Raw genomic sequence first — 17,475 nt, 5'->3', positions numbered from 1 at the left:
ACCCCTCATGACAGCGCAGCAACCAATACTGCCCGAGACGACATCGCCGCTTAACATCGTGGTGGGGATAACCGGCGGGATAGCCGCTTATAAGGCGGTAAACCTCATCCGTGAATTCGTGAAAATGGGGCACGACGTACACGTCATCGCCACTAAAAATGCGTTGCGTTTTGTGGGGGCTCCCACCCTGGAGGCAATCAGCCGCAACCCGCTCAACACCTCGATCTTCGATGAGGTGGATGAGGTGCGTCACGTATCGCTGGGCCAGCAGGCCGACCTTATCGTCGTGGCCCCGGCCACGGCCAACACCCTAGCAAAGATCGCCGCCGGAATCTCCGACGATCTGCTGGGGAACACTATCCTCGCCTCACACGCCCCCGTGGTTCTTGCCCCCGCCATGCACACCGAAATGTGGGAAAACCCGGCCACAGTGGCCAACGTGAGTCTCCTGAAAAGCCGTGGATTCCACTTTGTGGGTCCAGCAAGCGGGATGCTCACGGGAACCGACGTTGGAGTGGGACGGATGAGCGAGCCCGAGGACATTGTGCGGCACACGCTCTCCGTGGCCACCAATCGCGGCCTGGCCACCGGGCTGGGCGGAGCAACCGATCACAAGACCGTCACCGACCCAAACACAGCAGTCAATCACAACTCGCGCCTTCTCGCCCAAAATACTCCGAGTTCCCTCAGCGGACGCCACGTTGTTATTAGTGCGGGGGGAACTCGAGAACCACTTGATCCGGTACGTTTTTTGGCAAACCGCTCCAGCGGCAAGCAGGGCTTTGCCCTGGCGCAGGCGGCCCTGCAGCGTGGTGCTCGGGTTACCCTCGTTGCCGCTCAGGTTGATGCGGAGGTTGAGGCGGGCATTGCGGCCAGTGCCGCTCGCTTCTCGGAGACCTCCCCCACCCCCGATGCTTCCCTCATGTCCAGTGACACCGGGCGGGGGAAGGGCCAGTTCACCGTGGTGCGAGTGACAACCGCGACAGAACTTCTCGAGCAGATGACCGCAAGCTCTCGCACCGCCGACACTGTTATTATGGCGGCTGCGGTTGCTGATTATCGCCCCCAAACGGTCTCCGAATCAAAGATTAAAAAGGAGAATACTGGGGATACCCTCACCCTTACCCTGGTAAAAAACCCGGATATCCTGGCCACCCTCGCAGAGCATAAACGACCGGAGCAGACAATCGTGGGATTTGCGGCGGAGACCGCGGCAAACAGAGAAGAACTACTCGCGCTGGGACGCGCAAAAGCTCAGCGTAAGGGTGCTGACTTTTTAGTGCTCAACGCAGTGAGTTGGGAAGAAGGATTTGGCTCTCCCAACAACACGATTGTGATTATTCGTGGCAGCGGTGAGATTGTCTCGGATGCCTCCGGCACAAAACAGGAGGTAGCGGGCACCATACTTGATGCCCTCGGCTAGGTGTACCGTTGGTGGAGGTCGGTGAATCCCTAGAGGCAGAACTGGTTTCCGTCGGGGTCGGCCAGCACGGTCCAGCTATAGTCCCCCACACTGTGCTCAGCGACCCGGGCCGCACCAGCTTTAATGAACGTAGCGACATCAGCCGCGGAGTCTGTTGATATAAAATCAAGATGAAGCTTGTTCTTACCGGGAGTGACCTCCCCCACCTTCTGGATGCCCAGGGAAACGCCCCAACCGGGAACATTGATGATATAAAACCACCCGTCGTTTTCCTCCACGATGGTGCCCTCAAGGCGTTCAGCCCACCAGCGGGCGAGGGGTGCGGGATGAAGGCTGTCGATTGTAACCATACCGAGTGTGAGTGTCATGCGCATACTCTACCCACCCACCACTGACACTGCGCCGCTCCCAACCCTGTGCAACCAACATCATCAATCGTGCACCTTCGCCAATACCGCTAAGATCATGCCGCAGCGGAAAGCCCTACCGAGTTAGTTATCCACACACCAGGACAGTACGACCACATCTCCCCCCAAAACCTGCAACAATTCTTTAGGTGACTTCCTTAGCAAACACCACGAGCTTCCCTCTTCCCTCTATTCCCCAACAGATTGCCAACGAACTTGGTGTGCGGGTGGGGCAGATCGAAGCAACCATAGCGCTACTCGACGAGGGTTCCACCGTGCCCTTCATCGCCCGCTACCGCAAAGAAGTCACGGGCATGCTCGACGACACTCAGCTACGCACTCTTGAGGAACGCCTACGCTATCTGCGCGAACTGTCTGAGCGCCGGGTGGCAATCATTGAGGCGATCCGCGAACAGGGCAAACTCACGGCAGAGCTTGAGTCTCATATCAACGCCGCCGACTCCAAGGCTCGCCTAGAAGACATCTACCTGCCCTACAAGGTAAAGCGTCGCACGCGCGCCCAGGTCGCACGCGAAGCGGGACTTGAACCACTTGCAGATTCCCTGCTCAACAACCCGAGCCTCACCCCCGAGCAAGAGGCACTGTCCTACGTCGTTCCCGATAAGGGTGTTGCGGATGCGGCCGCGGCTCTCGATGGCGCTCGCAGCATCCTCACCGAACGTTTTGGCGAAGACGCCGACCTCATTGGGCGTCTTCGAGAACGACTGTGGGAACAGGGCACACTGGTCTCCTCCGTCAAATCAGGTGCCGAGGGCAAAGGCGCCAAATACACCGACTACTTCGACTTCTCTGAGCCCCTTACCCGTCTGCCCTCACACAGAATACTGGCACTTTTACGGGGAAGCAAAGAAGAGATTCTATCGCTCTCAATCGAGCCAACCCCTTCAGAAGACGACCCTCGCGCAATCACCCCCTACGAAATGGCAATTGCCACACAGTTTGGCATCAGCGACCAGGGCCGCCCCGCAGACTCATGGCTCATGGGAGCCGTGCGCACCTCCTGGAGGGGACGCATTCTCATGCGTCTTGAGGTTGATCTGCGCACCCGTCTTCGTGAGAAAGCGGAGGAAGACGCCATCGCAGTATTTGCCTCGAACCTGCGCGACCTCCTCCTCGCGGCCCCCGCCGGACAGCGTGCTACCCTCGGCCTCGACCCGGGATTTCGCACCGGTACCAAGGTTGCAGTGGTTGACGCCACCGGCAAAGTGGTTGCCAGCGACACCATCTACCCTCACGAGCCCCACAATAAATGGCAGGAGTCCCTCGCCACGCTCAGCACACTTGTCGCCGCACACGGTGTTGAGCTCATAGCAATCGGCAATGGCACTGCTTCACGTGAAACAGATCGGCTCGCGGCAGAGCTGGTGCGGCTCCAGACCGAACACAAACTCACCAAGATCGTTGTCAGCGAGGCCGGGGCCTCCGTCTACTCCGCATCGGCATTTGCCTCGCAAGAGCTACCCGACCTCGACGTGTCCATTCGTGGGGCAGTGTCTATTGCAAGGCGCCTCCAAGACCCTCTTGCGGAGCTCGTAAAAATCGACCCCAAATCAATCGGAGTGGGCCAATACCAACACGACCTGCCCGACACCGCCCTCTCCCGCTCGCTCAATGCCGTGGTTGAAGACTGTGTAAACGGGGTGGGAGTGGACCTCAACACCGCCTCCGCGCCACTGCTCACTCGAGTATCCGGCATCGGTTCCGGGCTCGCCGAGAGTATCGTGGAGTATCGAAACACCAACGGCCCCTTCGCCTCCCGCCAAGCGCTCTCTCAGGTTCCCCGCCTCGGACCCAAAGCATTCCAACTCTGCGCGGGATTCCTCCGGGTGAGGGGCGGTGAGAACCCGCTAGATGCCTCCGGAGTGCACCCCGAAGCCTACCCGCTAGTGGCGCGCATCGTCACGGTCACCGGGGCCGATGTTCCCACGCTCCTCGGCAACAGCGTAGAACTCCGTCGCGTTCGGGCAGCAGAACTCGCAGACGACACTTTTGGCCTTCCCACCATCACCGATGTACTTGCCGAGCTTGAAAAACCCGGACGAGACCCAAGACCGACCTTCGCCACCGCCTCTTTTGCGGAGGGTGTTGAAAAAATCTCCGACCTGCACCCCGGAATGATCCTCGAGGGTGTGGTAACCAATGTGGCAGCCTTTGGTGCGTTTGTGGATGTGGGAGTCCATCAAGACGGGTTGGTTCACATTTCAGCCCTCAGCACCAAATTTGTCTCCGACCCCCGAGAGATCGTCAAGCCGGGTGACGTTGTCCGGGCCAAGGTCATGGAGGTTGATGTTGAACGCAAACGCATCGGCCTCAGCCTGCGCCTCGACGACGACCCCACCGCCGCGGGCGGAAAGCGCGCGGGCGGAAAGCGCCCCGCGGGGAGCACCCCGGGACGCGACGGCAAAAACGGCCCCTCCCAGCGTAACAACCGCACAACCGACGGAACCTCACGCAACAACCGTGGCAACACCTCGGCTTCCGGCTCCGTGGCGGATGCCCTGCGAGCTGCCGGGTTTACGGTTCGCGACTAAAGCGTGTTGATCCTGGCCGGTGGTCACTCTGGGGTAAAGACAACTTGGGTATCTAGTGGAGACAAGCACGGCATCCCACGAGTGAGCACACTTCACGCCATCCGGACCACAGAAGTACCTGTAACAATACGGGGACACGAGGGTGCCAAAACGCTGCTGCCTACCGAACGCTAAAAGACCGGTGTCGATGCAATACACGCTGAGCAAAAGCCCTTCGTAACGCCTAAGACACAACCACTTTTGCCGCAGACTGTGGAACTAACCCTCGACCGGCCTGTCCTGGGGAATGAGACACGTGGGCCTTCACCCGGTGGCACGTACTCACTACACCTGAGCGTGATAAGAAAGTGCGTCAGGTTGCTACCCAACGGGAGATAACCGTCTCACAACTTATTCGCCGAGCCTTCGGCGAATATCTTCACGCACAACATCGCTCGGCATAGTTCTCCCAGAAGCCTGACCCCGACCCGCGGCCTTGTGCTGACGATGAACAACAAAAAATCCCACACCCACAATCAGGAGCAAAATTGCGAGCGCACCCGCAAAGGGCATCACCCTGTCGCCGGTAAGCGCCAAATGTTTTCCATCCGCGTCGGAGTGGCGACCAGCACCCTGATTGTCACTTGCCGTACCCGGACTACCAGTTCTGGAAGCGCCCGAAGACAGATCTGGGACGCCCTCCCCGTGTTTAGATTCTACAATCACGCCATAGTTCAACGTCACACTCTGGCCAAGGTCGTTATGCACCCGCGCAGTAAACCCGTCAGACCCCGACCATCCGGAATCCGGCACGTAACGCACGAGAGTCTCACCGCCCTCACCAATAACACTGACCTGACCGTGCATAGCTGCACCCAAGTCCTCAGCACGTAGGGCCTGCAGCCCCCCACCGGTAGTGTGACCCAGAGGATCGATAACGACTTGGCTTGTGCCCGGGGAAACTCTAAACATTTTACCCGTGCCCGTTAGCGCTACTCGCACCGTGAACACCAGCTCACCCGAGCCCGTCTGACCCACGCTATCTTCCACCCGATACACCACCGTGTCTGGACCGTGGTTATCTGCAGACGACTCGTATCGCACCAAACCGGCTGCAGCATCCTCGATACTTGCCACCCCGTGAGATGCCGCGGTGACCTGCACAACCGCCTTGGGCGCATACATCGCCCGACGCAATTGCGGCACACCCGACAGCGCATCTTCCACGCTCAACACCGCTCGCGAAATATCAATGCCCTCCTCACCGATGTTCTCCTCGTGAGGATCGTCAATCGAGGGAAAAAGCTCCTGGGGACCGTCGCCCTGAAAGACGTTATGCACCAAAAACGAACCCGGCGCCATGACCAGGTTGTCATAGTCCATCGCCCGCGGAGCGCTAAAGACCACTATCCGAACAACACCAAACGCTTCCCTACCAAGCCAGTCACGCACCACAAACACAAACGCGTCCTGACCCGAAAAACCCGTCTCGGGAACGTACGTCACCACTCCCGGGACGGTATCTTCCTGAAGCTCACCAAATCGTGCACCGACATACCCGGTGACCGTAACACCCTCACCGGCGAAAAAGCCGCTCACATCAACCGTGACCGGGCGGCCCACACCCGTCTCCACCGCAGTGGAGCGCGCAACCGGACCGGACACCAGTCCTACCCGCACCGTACCGGTAGCGGCCTGACCAAGATCATCCGTGAGCGTATACGTAAACGAGTCTTCCACAACACCCTCGGGAACATCACCCGCGGTGTAAGTCACCACCCCCGTATCCGTGTTCAATACCACGCCACCGTGCGTGCCAGGAGCAACCGTAATCACACTACGGCTGAGGTCGGCAAAGTCGGAAAACGCGGAGAGTGCCCCCGTGTCGACCACGCCTGTACCCGCGCGACCAACGCTCACCACCGCATCCGGTGCTGTAGGAACACCTTGAACCCTCAGCTCAACCGCTGTCGCAGACGACAGACGACCAGCACCATCACGTACCTGATACAAAAATGAGTCCGTCACCGTGAGCTTTTCGTCCGCCGCGGTAAAGAGCACACCCTCACCCGTGATCCGCACAGAGCCCGCGGACGGAGAGCTAGCAAGAGGATCCACCACGCTCAGCTCATGCCCCGTGTCGTTTTCAAGAACCGGTATCACGGCCTCGCGACTTGCAGGAACCTTCCTGCTCTCACCGACCGCCACGGGAACAGCAACCACCGTGACCCGCACGGTGCCGGTCGCCTCATCACCCAGCACGTCCCGAACCGTGTACGTAAACACGACCTCTTTTACCACCGTGTCATCCGGAAACTCCCGGCTGGGCGTATAGGACACCACACCCGTGTCCGAATCAAAAGTGACCGTGCCCTCCCCACCGGGAGAAACCTCGGACACAGCCACAATCGCAAGCGGGCCCTCACCCACGGAATAGTCCCGAATGTTAAACGCCACAGCACCATCGGCGTGCACCGTCCGCTGCACATCACCGGCCTCCGGCGGACCCGAGGGGCGCGCAGACATCGGACCCGCAAACGGGCCGTCACCCTTCACATTGGACGCGGCGACCCGGAACCAATAGTCCTGAGCGTTCCGCAAGCCCGTCACCTCCTCGGGTGAGTCTAAGACGACCCCGCCCTCAGGAACCCAGGGTCTCCAGGCTGTTTTGGGATCAAAATCCACACCGCTGGGGTCTTGATCCGTATACTGAACCGTCCACTCGTCAACGCCGGAACCAAAAGCTGGGGCGACGGAACGCTGGACAGTACCCCGCACAGCGTCATCACCGGTCCCCGTCACACGACCATCGGCGCGGTACACCGTCCATCCGTCAGCTGTGATCGCAGCCGATGATAGCGCAGCCGTGCCGTTGGCGTTCGATTCCTCCACCCACGACGCACCACCATCCTCCGAAAACCACGTTGATCCCAGGTGGTGTTGACCCGCTACGACCAGGCGTTTACCGTCAACCGACGAGGCCACGCTCCGCCACGAAGCACCCGCACCAGACACCGCAAACCCCTGAGGCTCCACGAGGCTTGAAGCGGTTCCCAACTGCTCAAGCGTTTCCGAACGCGAAACTAACAGCGTTCCGTTAATACGGCCCACCAACAGCGTCTTGCCATCGCCAGACAGCCCCACCGCAGAGGGAACCGTCAGGGTAGAGGTCGTGCCCACGGTGGTCATCCGCTCACGATGCTCAAAATTTATGGGTTCCGTCATGTCGGTGGGCACCTGACCCACATACACACCCCCACGAGATGTATTCGTCCCCGTGGCACGTGCGGCAGCAATTCGTGAACCATCATCAGACACCGCGACATCGACCCAGGGCCCGCTGGCCGTGGGTTCTCCGGCACTCGCTTCGATCTGCCAGAAGACACCACCATCGCGAGACACCCACAGGGGTCCCGCGTTAGCGGCACCGGTTCCCATGCGGGGCCGCGCGGCAACCAGAACCTCCCCGTCAAAGGAGGAAGCCACGCGCCACGAATTATTTACCCCCGCAGCGTTTGTTATCTCACCGTTGCCGGTTCCGATAACGGAGTCCCATAGAAACCCCGTCCGATCGGGAGATAAAGAGGCGACCCACACATTACCGTCGGCGGTAGAGTTGACGTTCCGATATCTCGCCGCGATCACCTTACGACCATCACCCGACACCTCGACACCCCACTCGTACCGAGCAGAGCCGTCAGCGGCGTCTCCAAGATGTTGATTAATAAAGCTCTCTCCCCCGTCAGCCGAGAGATACAGTCCGCCCCCGGGCTGACCCAGCGCCACCACATCGCCGCCGTCAGACGTCGATACCGCCCACTTATGAGAGTCGGTGGTGAGGGCGTTTGAGCCAGGAATTTCGCCCTCAGGGGTCTTCAACCCGGACCACAAGCGCACGGCCTCGTCCCACGACACCGTTGCCTGTCCCACTCCACCCTGCGCATCCAAATTCTGCGGAGCAGAACCCGGAGCAGACACCGTGGTCAGCGTCTTTGCCGACACCGCATTGCTCCACGGTCCCGGAACCCCGGTCTCATTCACCTGAGCCACCCGAAACCAGTACCACGTCCCATCATCAAGAGAACCCACGCTTCGAGGTCTCTCTAACGGCACCGCATACTCGTGTCGTTTCCATGCCGTTGCAGGATCAAAATCCGCGCCATAGGGGTCCTGATCCGTGTACTCCACCAAAAAATTCTTTGGCTTTGCGCCACCGTCACGCGGAACAAGAGACTTCTCAACAGTCCCACCACGAACCCCGTTGCCACGATATACCGTCCACCCGTCGGCTGTTATTTCAACCGAAGATAACGCGGTCGCGCTCTCAGCGCTCGGCTCCTCGGCCCAGGATGCACCACCATCACCCGAAGACCATATCGATCCCACATAGTGCTCACCCGCCGCCACCATGCGCTGACCGTCAAACGACAGGGCCACACTCAACCATCGCCGACCGATGGGAGCAGAAACCGCAAAACCCTCGGGGTTCACCAGGCTCGACGCGGTACCCAAACTCTCCAGAGTTTCCGAACGCGAAACTATCAGCGTCCCATCGTGGCGGCCGACCAGCAGCGTCTTACCGTCACCAGAAAGCCCCATCGCAGTCGGAGGGTTAAAAGTGGCGGTTTTGCCCACGGTAGTCATCTGTGCCCGATGTTCAAACGGCACGGGCACCGACGGATCCGCGGGAACCTCACCCACATACACACCCCCGGGAGAGGATGCGTCCCAACCGCTCCGCGAAACGACAATTCGGGAACCGTCATCAGACACGGCAGCGCCGGTCCAGCCGGTGCCCACAGGAGCCACACCGGCCCCCGATTCAACCTGCCAGAACGCGCCACCATCACGAGACACCCACAGGCGTCCCTTCTGCATATCAAGAGCGTTTGCAGAGTGTCGGGCAGCCACCAAAACCTCGCCATCAAACGATGAGGCCACGTACCACGCACCCCCCGAGTTTGCAGCATTTGTTATTGTGCCGGGGGTAGTTCCGGCAACTGAACGCCACAAAAACGTCACCCCGTCAGGCTGGAGCGAAGCAACCAATACATCACCGTTAAAGCTATTGGGGGTGCCTCGGAAAACCGCAGCGATCACCCTCTGACCGTCACCCGACACCTCAACATCCCACGGATAACGCGCCGCACTATCAACAGCGTCTCCAAGATTTTGATTAACGAAGGTCTCGCCCCCGTCAACCGACAGGTACAACCCACCTCCGGGCTGACCCAGCGCCACCACGTTACCGTTCGCAGATGTCGATAGGGCCCACTCACGAGGAACACGATCCGTTGCCTCCGACCCCGGAAGCTCAATCCCCTCGGCGGTCTTCAGCCCAGACCACAATCGCACCGCATCGTCCCACGACACCGTGACCCGTCCCACACCACCCTGCGCGACAACGTTCTGCGGAGACCCCGGGCTAGGTCTGACTGCCAGATCCGTACTCGCTGCCGCAGCAACATCACCGCCTTCAGACGCTCCCTCCGGCACCGTGGACTTACTCGGGGTCGCCGCCGCAGGCGACACCATCGCAAGCGGCGCAAGCAAGACCGTCGAAAGCACCAGGCCTAAAAGAATCTGGGCGGCACGAAACCGTCTCGCTTCAGAAAATCCCCAAAAAATCACTTCGCTATTCCCTAAGTTTTTAAACTAGCGCGCCCGCAAGCACGTTGCCCCGTTAAATAAGCTTCCCCCCCCCCAAAAAAAAAGACTCCCTACCGGCTCCATTGATCAGGCTCTCGACCTGACTGCTAAGGGAAGCTAAAGATAATTGCCCGTATATCATAGGGGCAAATACTGGAAGAACACAGGGAAGGCACCTTCTTGTGACCCCTATGACTCAACTCTGCAGAAAATCTATCACTACTTTTCCGGAAAATATTAGATACCACACTAGAGGAAAAACACAATCACACCGGCGCAACCGACATCCAGGCCGCAACCGGCATCAGTCATCACCATCGCCAGTCATCGCTGGTGCCGACAGCAGTCACTATCACCGACGCAAAAACCCGACCCGCTGGGCGTTCGGTTCCGTTGAGGCGACGGTTTTCCCTTCTCGACGAGAGTTCAGTGGATCTTTAAGCGCCCGTTCCCGCGGAGGTGGCGGACTCAAGCAGTTCGTCCTCGTCGTCACGACGACCCGGCATACGCCCGGCCGGAACCAGAGCAAGCGCCGAGATCCCCGCCAACCCCAGAAGTGACACCTTGAGCGCTTGGAGACGAGCCTCGGTGTTAATCTCAACAGCAGCCTCCACCTGTCGCGGGGTTGCGTCACTCAAATCCAGCAGACCCTCCAATTGACTATTGGTAATAAAGTCGGTTTGGTCAAGGTTGGTCTCGGCGACAAGTTCGGGCGGAAGCTCCGGATGATCCGCCGCGCTTGTGGCGATAAGCGTACCGAGCACGCCAACCGCAAAAACACTCGCCACGGCGATACCGGTCGAACCAGAGATGTTGTGCACCAGCCCGCGCCAGGCCCCCACATCTCCGGCCAACTCTTTGGGAGCGGCAGAAAGCAGGGTGTTAAACACGAGGGCCACGATTGATCCCTGCCCTAACCCAAGGGTCACCAGGCCAAGAATCACAAAAATCTGCCCCCAATCGTTGCGAATGGTAAAGGCGAGAAGAACCAGGCCCACGGTCACAACCAGAAAGCCGAGGCGCGCCAGCTGCCGGGGAGGAAGCTTCTTATACAGCACCGCAATAAACGTGCTGGCAAGAAAAATCGACAGGGTGTAGGGAATGACTGCAAACGAGGTTTCTAAACTCGAACGCCCCTGAACTACCTGGATATACAGGGGGATCAAAAAGTTTGCCGCGGTTCCCACAAAAAGCATGATTGCCATACACGCTGTGACAGCCCGTTCCGAACCCGTTGCCAACACCCGCAGGTCAAAAATGCGGGGGGCATCAGAGTCTTGCCCCCGGCGCAACCACGCAAAAAATAGCTGCCCCACAACGAGACCCAGAACAATCAGCAGGGGCGCGGGAGACACCCCGAGAATTGAGAACGGTGCGTCGGGGGTTGCCAAAACCACACCCCACGCGTTCAGGCCGCTCAGCCCAAAGCTGAGCAGGATAACGGCGACGGCGGCCAGGGTTGCCCCGGTCCAATCGATGCGAAGTCCGCTATTCGGAGCGATCGGTTTGAGCTTAAAACTCAGAAGAAGGTTAACAACGGCCAGCAAAACGATGAGGGCAAAGCTGTAACGCCATCCGATTGTTGTTGCGAGCGTACCCGCGATAACCAGGGCGAGGACACCCGCAGCCGGGATTGCCGCGGCAAGCAGGCCGATGGCCTGTGCGCGCTGCATACCGTGAAAATTGGCCGCAATAAAAACGGTAAGAGCGGGAGCCATCAGGGCAATCACCGCGCCCGAGACGGCCTGCGAGATAAACAGCATGGCCGGGCTCGCACTCAGCATCACTCCAGCCATACCCATCCCGTGGATAACAACCGCGATTTGGAACACCCGACGCGTGCCAAACCTGTTACCAATCTTAGCGCCCAGGAGAATGAACGCGGCCATGGCAAAGGTGCCCGCGGTAATTGCGGTACCCACCGCGGTTGCCGGCATATTGAGGTCGGTGGTGATCCCGTGCATCGAAACGGTGAGGGCGTTAACCGCAAAAGAAGCCTGAATCTGTGTGAGAACAACCACCACCATCGGCAGCCAGGATACCCTCTCCGGAACCGCCGTGTCGGCGCCAACTGCAGAGTGTGCGGTCATTTTTTCCCTCCGTCTCAATCTTTTTACAGAAACAATCAGTGCACATGTTTATGAACGCCGATTCGTTATTACGGACAGTTTCATTCTGGCAGAGATGGATCCTGATGTGTATCACGATCACCCCTATCACCCCTATCACCCCTATCACCCACCGAGTTTTCCACATCGCGAATCATAGTTTTTATAAATGTGGTTTTTACACTCTATGCTTATATGTGTCTGACCTCGTTTATCGTTCACGATGTACTGACTTACCCACAGCATCACTCCGAACAAGCAACCCTCCGGCCCAAGGAAAAACATGGCAAAATCACTTCTTGAGCAACTTCCCGAAATCGTCAGAGCGGGCAAGCGGCGAGCGCAGCAGATCCTCGATCATGCAGAGAGAGCGCAGCGCGTTACCCTACAGACCCGCGAGGTTGTCATCCCCAACAAGAATCGCTCCGGGTTGGATATCTTTGACGCCTCCGGTACCGGCGGCAAAAACGGCTTCCACGCACAACACCACGGTACTCACGAGCAACACGGCGACATCCACGAGCAACACGGCGACACTCACGATTCCCCCAACCTCGACTCTCTCAACCGTCTGATCTACGGCAACAATCTCCTCGCCATGTCGGCCCTCCTCGCGGGCGATCACAGCACGCCCAGCCTACGCGGCACCATCGATATGATCTATATTGATCCCCCCTACGACTCCAAGTCCGACTACCGCACCAAAATTCAGCTACCGGGCGGCGACGTGAACCAAAGCCCCACGGTTGCCGAGCAATTTGCCTACTCCGACACCTGGGAGAAAGGCACGGTTTCCTACCTGGAGATGTTGACCCCACGCCTGGTTCTCATGCGCGAACTCCTCGCCCCGGGCGGAGTCATCTGTGTGCACCTCGACTGGCACGTTGGTCACTACGTCAAGATTCTCCTCGACGACATCTTTGGTAAACACAGCTTTATTAACGAGCTCATTTGGCGCTACGGCAAGATGAGCAACGCGAGCAAAAAGTTTCCACAAAATCACGACACCATCCTCACCTACGCTCGCGGTGATAACTACACTTTCTCCCCCGTGCGGGTCTCTGATAGCGAGTACAAAACTCGCTTTGCCAATCTCCTCACCGACAACAGGGTACTCTTTGGCTCGGTCAAACACAGCGCCGACAAACTCATCCTGGGGAGAATCAAAAAGGTGCGCGCCCAACTGGATCGCGAGCTTAGAGACGAAGACGTTCTCTTCGATTTCTACACGGAGTTCAAAACGCAAGACGACGTCTTCTACGACATCTCCATCGTCAAGGGAAACGCTTCCGAAAACCTACACTTTGATACCCAAAAACCGCAACGGCTTCTCGAACGGCTCATCGGAGCCTTTACCCAACCCGGTGATATTGTTGCCGATTTTTACGTGGGCTCCGGCACCACGGTCGCGGCCGCAGAAACGCTCAAGCGTCGCTGGCTCGCAACCGATATCGGCAAACCGGCCGCCATGATTACCCGAAAAAGACTCGTTGATCTGGAAGCGACTCCGTTTCTTTACCAGGCAATCGGTGACTACCAGATTGAGCAGGCGCGCAGCTCCCTCGGACGAAAGTTTCGCGTTGGCGATCTCGCCCACACCGTACTAGGGATTTACGGCGCCACCCCCCTCCCCGAATCCGAAAACGTCAACGGATCGCTGGGGAGAATACCCGGCAGCAAAACCCTTATCTACGTGGACAGCCCCAATCGTCTCACCACCGTTTCCACCCTCAAACGAGTTCAGGCCTACCGCGACAGCAAGATGGGAGGGTTTCACAGCGCCGTCATCCTCGGGTGGAACTTCTCGGAGGGAATCGGGCACGCGATTGAGGCACTCGCAGACAAACGCCTCGATGTGAGGGTTATTCCCGCAAATCTGCTCGACGAACTCAAGAAAAAGGGCTTCGAAAAGCTCACCCGAGAGAGCACAATTCGTTTTTCCACCCTCCAATATCTTGCGGCAACGGCAAGCCGAAGAACGATTAACAGCAGCACAGAAGCAATCGAAGCCTCCCTCACAAACTACGTTCTACTCGACCCCTCGGCTATGCCCCTCGACGATAAGGGCCGCACCCGAGTCATCGAGGTGATGAACAACAACCCGCTCACCCTCATTGAGTACTGGGCTATTGACCCAGACTACGACGGCAAAACGTTTCGTTCCGTGTGGCAGGACTATCGCAATAATTCCTCGCACGAGGGCAACCCGCTGAGCGTCACCACGAGCGCAGAGTTGGCCCTGCCGCTGCGGGAGGGCGCAAGACGGGTGTGCATTCGCGCTGTTGATGTCTTTGGCTACGAGTCGGAGTACGTCACCACCCTGGAACGAGCGCGCCCATGAACCACTCTCCCGAGTTTCCCCTCGCCGAGAATATTTCGCTCCGGCTGTCCCACAGCGTCCCGGAGCTTATCGCGGGGGCACCCAATAAACTGCTCGCCGAGGTCACCCCCGTCACCGCCGAGCTGCTGCGCTTCTGGTTCGAAGAGGAACACTGCGCTACCCGCGACATTAACTTTCACTCGGGACAGCGAGACGCCATACTCGCCATTATTTACGCACACGAGGTACTGGGCACAACCAACCTGCACGACCTCTACATAAAACTGGGGCTCGACCCCCACAATAATAGGGACGCCACAGCACTCGACCCTCTCCGCGACGGTCACCCCAAATATGCGGCCAAAATGGCCACGGGAACGGGTAAAACCTGGGTACTCAACGCGCTTCTTGTGTGGCAGCGCCTAAACAGCGTTGCCTACCCGGACGATCCGCGCTTTTCATCACACTTTTTGATCGTCGCCCCGGGGCTCATCGTTTATGATCGCCTCCTCGACTCCTTCCTGGGCAAACACACCCGACGCGGAACCCGCGATTTTTACACCGGCGATATGCACACCCATCAAGGCCTCTTTATTCCGGATAACTACCGGGCAGAACTACTCGCATTCGTGTCGAGCAGTGTTGTCATCAAAGAAGAGATCGGAATCACCTCACGCTTCGGGGGTGTGATCGCGCTGACCAATTGGCACCGCCTCGCGGGACAGGAAGACCCCGACTTTCTCGACGATAACGATGAGCCGCTCGCGGCCGAGGCGCAAACGGAAATCGCGAACACACGCTCACCAAAAACTGCGAGCACACCGGAGCGAGAACCAGACCCTCACAACATCGGAAACATTGATTCTCGAGCGGCTGCGGCAAGCTTTATCCCGCTCAGCCCCGGAACAAGAAGGGGAAACACCCTTGATGTGCTCGACCGCAGGACTCGTCGGGGCGAAGCTATACAGTGGTTGGCGAGCCTGTCCAATCTGGTTGTTTTTAACGATGAGGCCCACCACGTGCACACCGTAAAATCGGGTCTCACCGAAGTGGAGGTGGAGTGGCAGAAGAGCCTGAATCGCCTCGCCAGGGGCAAGGGTAGACGCTTTGTACAGATTGATTTCTCAGCAACTCCCTACAATGAAACCGGCGGTAAACGCCGGGATCGCCTCTACTTTCCGCACATCGTTGTTGATTTTAGCCTCACAGCGGCCATGGACCAGGGACTCGTCAAAGCCCTCACGCTGGATAGGCGAAGCGAGATCGCCTCCCTCGCAAACGACGATCTCGACTACAACGCCAATCGGGACGAGCGGGGCAGAGTCGTTGCCCTCTCGGAGGGGCAGCGCGTGATGCTGCGGGCGGGTCTCAATAAACTCAGCATTCTTGAAGCGCAATTTGCGCTCCAAGACCCCACAAAGCATCCCAAGCTCTTGGTCATCGTGGAGAATACCGAGGTCTCTCCACTCGTTGAGGAGTTCCTGCTCGAAAATGGTTATGTTGAAGACGATTTCTTGCGCGTGGACTCGGGCAGGAAGGCTCAACTGGGGCCTGCCGAGTGGGAGCCGGTGCGACAGAAGCTCTTTAACAGTGATGCGGAGTCCCGCCCCAAAATCATTATTAGCGTGCTGATGCTCCGCGAGGGGTTCGACGTCAACAATATCTGTGTTATCGTTCCGCTACGGTCCAGCACCTCCGGCATCCTGCTTGAGCAAACCGTCGGCCGGGGGCTGCGTCTGATGTGGCGCAACGACCTCGCGGTGGAAGAGATTAAAGCCGAAACGCGAAAGCAGATTCAGCTGCGTCAGGAACCCACCCGTTATTTTGATGTGCTCTTTGTCATCGAGCACCCCCGCTACACCGACTTTTACACGCAAGAATTGGGTCGGGGTTATGTGGGGGAGACAACGGATGCCCCGGCGCGCGTCACCGGCGACGTGCACCAGATTCGACTCAGGGAAGACTACGCCGCATACGACTTTGCTATTCCCTTTATTCTGCGCGAGTCCGAGGAAGAACTCAAAACACCGTCGCTCTCCATCGCAGACCTCACCCCCATACGCTATCCGCTCCCTCAGCTTCTCACCCAGATAAAAAACACCGATGTTTTTGTGTCGCACGACCTTTTGGTCGGCACCCAATACGGTGGGTACGCGGTGAGCGGCGCCCAAATGAACGCGTCGGGATACAACGATTATCTGGCCAAGCTCACCAACCGGCTGTGCGGCACGATCGATCGCACCTTTACCAAGGACGGATTCCTGCGGCAGACTCCGAGCGGTCAGACCGTGCTGCAACTTTTTCGCCCCACGGTTGTGTCCTGGGTTGATCACTACATTCGCAAAAGCATGTTTGGGTCACCGTTTGATCCGCTGATCGATGATCGCTGGAGAATCTTGCTGCTTGATCCCGTTGTTGACGACCTCTCCCGCATCCTGGTCTCCGCCCTCCTCGAGCAGCTCCACACGGTGCCACCCACCGAACCCGAGGTGACACACCGCTACGTCTCCGAGATACAAACCCTCAGCGTGCGCGAAAGCTCCCGCGTGGCCGTCACAAAGTGCATCTTTCCCTTTCTCCCGATTAGCGCTGTTGGCGGCGGGCTCGAACGCTTCTTTCTTGAGTGGGCAGATCTGGATGTACAGGTTGAGGCTCTCCTCAAAATTCACGAGTACAAACACGGCTTTCTGCGCCGCCCCTACCTCCGGGCAGACGGTATGCCCGCCCACTACTCACCGGATTTTCTCGTCCGAACGGCAGACAGAATCTACGTGGTCGAAACCAAAGCTCAGAGTTCCATGACCGAAGAAAACGTGCGACGTAAGGCGGAGGCCGCCCGCACCTGGTGTGAACAGACCAATCGACTTCCTCCACATCTGCGCGGCAACCGCGAATGGAGCTACGTGATGCTTGCCGAACCCGCCGTGCGCTCCTGGGCCTCACGCGGTGGGCTGGCGAGCGAACTCCTTCAACACTCCCGGCTCCTGCCCCCACCACTGAACGGCGATAACCCACCGCTCTTCTAGGACGCACCACC

At 58.6% G+C, this 17,475-nt stretch carries 7 protein-coding genes; 4 read left to right on the top strand and 3 right to left on the bottom strand.

Annotated features, from left to right (window positions below; translation table 11 throughout):
* Nucleotides 1-7: 7 nt before the first annotated feature.
* Nucleotides 8-1,423, top strand: a complete 1,416-nt coding sequence (locus FrondiHNR_RS00355) for a bifunctional phosphopantothenoylcysteine decarboxylase/phosphopantothenate synthase (RefSeq protein ID WP_279353275.1) — start codon at nucleotides 8-10, stop codon at nucleotides 1,421-1,423.
* A 29-nt stretch (nucleotides 1,424-1,452) separates the two neighbouring features.
* Here FrondiHNR_RS00355 and FrondiHNR_RS00350 read toward each other — a convergent pair whose 3' ends face one another.
* The gene (locus FrondiHNR_RS00350; RefSeq protein WP_279353274.1) at nucleotides 1,453-1,791 is read right to left on the bottom strand and encodes a VOC family protein; all 339 of its coding nucleotides are present in this window, start codon (nucleotides 1,789-1,791) and stop codon (nucleotides 1,453-1,455) included.
* Between the two features lie 188 nt (nucleotides 1,792-1,979).
* Here FrondiHNR_RS00350 and FrondiHNR_RS00345 point away from each other — a divergent pair, with 188 nt between their 5' ends.
* Nucleotides 1,980-4,382: a Tex family protein gene (locus FrondiHNR_RS00345; protein ID WP_279353273.1), complete on the top strand. Its 2,403-nt coding sequence runs from the start codon at nucleotides 1,980-1,982 to the stop codon at nucleotides 4,380-4,382.
* 390 nt (nucleotides 4,383-4,772) lie between these two features.
* Here the strand turns inward: FrondiHNR_RS00345 and FrondiHNR_RS00340 are convergent, their stop codons facing one another.
* On the bottom strand, nucleotides 4,773-9,992 hold the full coding sequence (locus FrondiHNR_RS00340; RefSeq protein WP_279353272.1) for an Ig-like domain-containing protein: 5,220 nt from the start codon (nucleotides 9,990-9,992) through the stop codon (nucleotides 4,773-4,775).
* A 455-nt stretch (nucleotides 9,993-10,447) separates the two neighbouring features.
* Nucleotides 10,448-12,100, bottom strand: a complete 1,653-nt coding sequence (locus FrondiHNR_RS00335) for an MFS transporter (protein WP_279353271.1) — start codon at nucleotides 12,098-12,100, stop codon at nucleotides 10,448-10,450.
* A 301-nt stretch (nucleotides 12,101-12,401) separates the two neighbouring features.
* Between FrondiHNR_RS00335 and FrondiHNR_RS00330 the strand changes: the two genes are divergently transcribed.
* Nucleotides 12,402-14,459, top strand: a complete 2,058-nt coding sequence (locus tag FrondiHNR_RS00330; RefSeq protein WP_279353270.1) for a site-specific DNA-methyltransferase — start codon at nucleotides 12,402-12,404, stop codon at nucleotides 14,457-14,459.
* Complete coding sequence (locus tag FrondiHNR_RS00325; RefSeq protein ID WP_279353269.1) at nucleotides 14,456-17,464, top strand: DEAD/DEAH box helicase family protein; 3,009 nt, start codon at nucleotides 14,456-14,458, stop codon at nucleotides 17,462-17,464. The genes FrondiHNR_RS00330 and FrondiHNR_RS00325 overlap by 4 nt, the downstream gene beginning before the upstream one ends.
* Nucleotides 17,465-17,475 lie beyond the last annotated feature (11 nt).

Origin of the sequence: Lysinibacter sp. HNR, from assembly GCF_029760935.1 — a bacterium.
In the GTDB taxonomy this organism is placed as follows: Bacteria; Actinomycetota; Actinomycetes; order Actinomycetales; family Microbacteriaceae; genus HNR.
This window is presented reverse-complemented; position numbering and strand designations above follow the sequence as displayed.

What these genes read in the sequence shown, in the direction of transcription:
- FrondiHNR_RS00355 (WP_279353275.1), top strand. Translation starts at nt 8, where the DNA reads ATGACAGCGCAGCAACCAATACTGCCCGAGACGACATCGCCGCTTAAC.
- FrondiHNR_RS00350 (WP_279353274.1), bottom strand. Translation starts at nt 1,791, where the DNA reads ATGACACTCACACTCGGTATGGTTACAATCGACAGCCTTCATCCCGCA.
- FrondiHNR_RS00335 (WP_279353271.1), bottom strand. Translation starts at nt 12,100, where the DNA reads ATGACCGCACACTCTGCAGTTGGCGCCGACACGGCGGTTCCGGAGAGG.
- FrondiHNR_RS00330 (WP_279353270.1), top strand. Translation starts at nt 12,402, where the DNA reads ATGGCAAAATCACTTCTTGAGCAACTTCCCGAAATCGTCAGAGCGGGC.
- FrondiHNR_RS00325 (WP_279353269.1), top strand. Translation starts at nt 14,456, where the DNA reads ATGAACCACTCTCCCGAGTTTCCCCTCGCCGAGAATATTTCGCTCCGG.